At 74.2% G+C, this 4,951-nt stretch carries 2 protein-coding genes; both read left to right on the top strand.

Annotated features, from left to right (window positions below):
* The first annotated feature begins 130 nt into the window (after positions 1 to 130).
* Positions 131 to 3,631: an amino acid adenylation domain-containing protein gene (locus ACLEQD_RS36850; RefSeq protein WP_410390570.1), complete on the top strand. Its 3,501-nt coding sequence runs from the start codon at positions 131 to 133 to the stop codon at positions 3,629 to 3,631.
* A partial coding sequence (locus ACLEQD_RS36845; protein ID WP_410390569.1) for a beta-ketoacyl synthase N-terminal-like domain-containing protein occupies positions 3,610 to 4,951 on the top strand: 1,342 nt, incomplete at its 3' end. The genes ACLEQD_RS36850 and ACLEQD_RS36845, both read left to right, overlap by 22 nt.

Genomic DNA, 4,951 nt, shown 5'->3' with positions numbered 1-4,951 from the left:
ATGCGCACGGGCAGCCCGTTCCCGTGGGCGTCCCGGGCGAGCTGTACCTGGGCGGAGACGGAGTGGCCCGGGGCTACCTGGGCGTCCCGCGCTGACGGCGGAGCGCTTCGTTCCCCTGCCCTTCGGTGACGTGCCCGGCGCGCGGCTGTACCGCACGGGCGACCGCGTGCGCTGGATGGCGGACGGCACGCTGGAGTTCCTGGGCCGCATGGACACGCAGGTGAAGCTGCGCGGCTTCCGCATCGAGCTGGGCGAGGTGGAGGCCATCGTCCGCCAGCACCCGTCGGTGAAGGCCTCGGCGGCCGGGGTGCTCGACGATGGCCAGGGCGATCCGCGCCTGGTGGCGTGGTACGTGCCGAAGGCTCCGCTGGACGCGGCGGAGCTGCGCGCCTTCGTCTCCGAACGGCTGCCCGCGCCGCTGGTGCCCGCCGCGTTCGTGCCGCTGGACGCCCTGCCCCTCACTCCCGTGGGCAAGGTGGACCGCAAGGCCCTGCCTGCTCCGGATGCGCGCTCGGTCGCGGCGGCGCCCGAGCGGCCCGTGCGGATGACGCCCTTCCAGCAGCGGATCGCGGACCTGTTCCGCGACGTGCTGCGGGTGCCGCAGGTGGGCGTGCACGATGACTTCTTCGCGCTGGGTGGCCACTCGCTGCTGGCCACGCGGCTGCTGTCCCGCGTGCGCTCCACGTTCCAGGTGGAGCTGCCCCTGCGCGGCCTCTTCGATGGCGCCACCGTCGCGGACGTCACCGAGGCGGTGGAGGCCCAGCTCCTCACGCAGACCGACCTGCCGCGCGTGCCCGCGATCCGCAAGGTGGCCCGCGACGGTGAGCTGCCCCTGTCCTTCGCGCAGCAGCGGCTGTGGCTGGTGGAACAGCTCCAGCCCGGTGCCACGCCCTACATCCTGCTGGGCGCGGTGCGGCTGGAGGGCGCGCTGGACGCGGAGGCCCTGCGCCGCGCGCTGGAGGTGCTCGTCGAACGGCACGAAGCGCTCCGCACCACGTTCACGCTGAAGGGCCGCGACCCCGTTCAGCGCATCCACCCCACGCCGGCCTGGACGCTGCCCTTGACGGACCTGGGCGACGTGCCGGCCGTGGACCGCGAGGCGGCGGTGCAGCGGCTGGCGCGGGAGGAGGCGGGCCGGCCCTTCGACCTGGGCTCAGGACCGCTGCTGCGCACCCGGCTGCTGCGGCTGACCCCGTCCCACCATGTGCTGCTCCTGGGCATGCACCACGTCGTCTCCGACGGCTGGTCCCTGGGGGTGATGGTGCGCGAGGTGGCCTCGGCCTACGCGGCCTTCGCTTCCGGCGCGGCCCCGGCCCTGCCGGCCCTGCCCATCCAGTACGCGGACTTCGCGGCGTGGCAGCGCGGCTGGCTCCAGGGCGACGTGCTCGCGGACGAGGTGGAGTGGTGGAAGGAACAGCTCGCCGGTGCGCCGCGGGTCCTGGACCTGCCCACCGACAAGCCGCGTCCCACGACGCGCTCTCCGCACGGCGCGCTGCTGCCCGTGCACGTGCCTCGCGACCTGACGGACCGCCTGGCGGGGCTCGCCCGCGCCGAAGGCGCCACGCCGTTCATGGCGCTGCTCGCCGTGTGGCAGGCGCTGCTGTCGCGCTACAGCCGGCAGGAGGACCTGCTCGTGGGGGCTCCCATCGCGGGCCGCACCCACGGCGACGTGGAGGGGCTGGTCGGCTTCTTCGTCAACACGCTGGCGCTGCGGGCGCGCATCCGCCCGGAGGCGTCCTACCGCGCGCTGCTGGGACAGGTGCGGGACACGACGCTCGCGGCCTATGAGCACCAGGACCTGCCCTTCGAGAAGCTGGTGGAGGAGCTCCAGGTGCCTCGCGACCTGGGCCGCACGCCGCTGGTGCAGGCCGTCTTCGCGCTGCAGAACGCTCCGGCCGGGGTGCTCGAAGCGCCGGGCCTGCGGATGGAGCTGCTGGAGGTGGACGCGGGCACGGCGCACTTCGACCTGGGCCTGCTGCTCACGGAGACGCCGGACGGGCTGCGCGGCTCCATCGAGTACAGCACCGACCTCTTCGAGCGCGACACCGTGGCCCGGCTCGCCGGGCACCTGCGCGTGCTGCTGGAGGCCGCCGTCGCCGGACCGGACATGCCGCTCTCCGCGCTGCCGTGGCTCACGCCGGAGGAGCGCCAGCAGGTGCTCGTCGCGTGGAACGACACCGCCCTTCCCTATCCGTCCGACAGCACCGTCGCGGCGCGCTTCGCGATGCAGGCCGCGCGGCAGCCGGACGCCGTCGCGGTGGAGGACGGGGATGAACGGCTGACGTACTCGCAGCTCGATGCCCGGGCCAACCAGCTGGCGCATGTCCTGCGGGCCCGTGGCGTTGGGCCGGACGTGCCGGTGGCGCTGTGCCTGGAGCGCTCCGTGGGCTTCGTCGTCACGGTGCTCGGCATCCTCAAGGCGGGTGGCGCGTACGTGCCGCTGGATGCGTCGTATCCCGCGCAGCGGCTGAGCTTCATGCTGGAGGATGCCCGGCCGCACCTGCTCGTCACCACGCGCGAGCTGCGCGGACGGCTGCACCTGCCGGATGCGTCCCTGCCCGGCCTGTTCCTGGAGGAGCTGTCGCTGGCGGAGCAGCCCGCCACCGCGCCGGAGACCGGCGTGGGGCCGCGCCACCTGGCGTACGTCATCTTCACCTCCGGCAGCGGCGGGCGCCCCAAGGGCGTGGGCATCGAGCAGCGCGGGCTGCTGCGCCTGATGCACTCGGCGCCGTACACGCGCTATGGGGCTCGCGACACGGGGCTGCTCTTCGCGCCCGTGTCCTTCGACGGCTCCGTGCTGGAGCTGTGGACGCCGCTGCTGCACGGCGGCCGGCTCGTCGTGTTCCCCGGCAACGTCCCCGCGGGGGACATGGACACGCTAGCCCGCGTGGTGGAGCGCCACGGCGTCACGTTCATCCACCTGCCCTCCGGCCTCTTCTCTCAGTTGATGGAGCACCGGCCGGACCTCCTCGGGCGGTTGCGGGAGCTGCACGCGGGCGGCGACATCCTCTCCGCGCCGCACGTGCGCAAGGCGGTGGAGTCGCTGGGCATCCCCTTCACCAACGCCTACGGCCCCACCGAGTGCTCCGTGGTCGCCACCACCTTCACGGTGGAGCGGCCGGAGCAGGTGGCGCTGTCGGTGCCCATCGGCGCGCCGCTCGCCAACACATCGGTGTACGTGCTGGACGCGCGGCTGCACCCGGTGCCGGTGGGCGTGCCGGGCGAGCTGTTCCTCGGCGGTGACGGCGTGGCGCGCGGCTACGTGTCGCGGCCGGACCTCACGGCGGAGCGCTTCGTTCCGGACGCGCATGGCGTGACTCCGGGCGCGCGGCTGTACCGCACGGGGGACCTGGTCCGCTGGCGCCCGGACGGGACGCTGGAGTTCCTGGGCCGCGCCGACCACCAGGTGAAGGTGCGCGGCTTCCGCATCGAGCTGGCGGAGGTGGAGGCCGCCCTGCGCGACCTGCCCGCGGTGCAGGAGGCCGCGGTGGTGGTGCGCGAGGACGTGCCCGGGGACAAGCGGCTCGTCGCCTACGCGATGCCCCGCGCCGGGCAGGTGCTGGAGGCGCAGGCGATGCGCGCGCGCTGCGGCAGCGGCTGCCGGAGTACATGGTCCCGTCGGTGTTCGTGACGCTGGCCACCCTGCCCCTCAACCCCAGCGGCAAGGTGGACCGCAAGGCGCTGCCCGCGCCAGACGCCGCGTCCACCGGACGGCAGGGCCGCTTCGTGGAGCCCTCGCACCCGCTGGAGCAGCGGCTGGCGCCCGTCTTCGCCCGCGAGCTGGGCACGGACAAGGTGGGCGCGCAGGACCACCTCTTCGAGGACCTGGGCGCCACGTCCCTGACCGTGGTGCGGCTGGCCGCGCGCCTGCGCGAGGAGCTCCAGCGCGAGGTGCCCGTCGTCTGGCTGTTCGAGCACCCCACGCTCGAAGGCATCGTCCAGCGCCTGGAGCGCGAGTCCCAGGGCCCGAGCGCCGCTCCGCCCGTGGCCCCGGCTCCGGGGCACCGTCCGCGCGAGGCCCCGAAGGCGGGCGCGTCCGGGGGCATCGCCATCATCGGCATGGCGGGCCGCTTCCCCGGCGCGATGACGGTGGCGGAGTTCTGGCGCAACCTGCGTGGGGGCGTGGAGTCCATCTCGCGCTTCTCGCCGGAGGAGCTGGAGCACATGCCCGCCCTGCCGGAGGGGCTGGAGCTGTGGCACCACCCGGCCTTCGTGCCGGCCGCGGGCGTCCTCGACGGCGTGGATCAGTTCGACCACACGTTCTTCGACATGTCCCTGCGCGAGGCGCAGTTCACGGATCCGCAGCAGCGCCTCTTCCTCCAGACGGCGTGGGCCGCGCTGGAGGACGCGGGCATTGATCCGGACCGCTTCCCGGGCGCCATCTCGCTGTACGCGGGGGCCACGGGCTCCGGGTACACGGACGCCGTGCGCCAGGCGATGCCGCTGGACGCGGCGTCGTTCATGGAGCTGCACGGCACCGCCACGCACGAGAGCCTGGCGACGAAGACGTCCTTCAAGCTGGGGCTCACGGGGGAGAGCACGCTGCTCTACACCGCGTGCTCCACGGGCCTGGTGGCGGTGCACCTGGCCTGCCAGAGCCTCCGGGTGGGCCAGTCCGACGTGGCGCTCGCGGGCGCGACGCGCCTGACGGTGCCGCAGCGCACGGGCTACGTGCACCAGGAGGGGCTCATCTTCTCCCCGGACGGCCACTGCCGCGCGTTCGACGCGAAGGCGGGCGGCACGCTGTCCGGCAACGGCGTGGGCGCGGTGGTGCTCAAGCGCCTGGAGGACGCGGTGCGGGATGGGGACGCCATCTACGCCGTCATCCGGGGCTCGGCGCTCAACAACGACGGCCGGCACAAGTCCGGCTTCACCGCGCCCAGCGTGCAGGGCCAGGCCGCCGTCGTGTCCCAGGCGCTGGCCAACGCGGGCGTGGCGCCGGAGGCCGTGG

The sequence above is a fragment of the Corallococcus sp. 4LFB genome (genome assembly GCF_046520365.1).
GTDB lineage: Bacteria > Myxococcota > Myxococcia > Myxococcales > Myxococcaceae > Corallococcus > Corallococcus caeni.
This window is presented reverse-complemented; position numbering and strand designations above follow the sequence as displayed.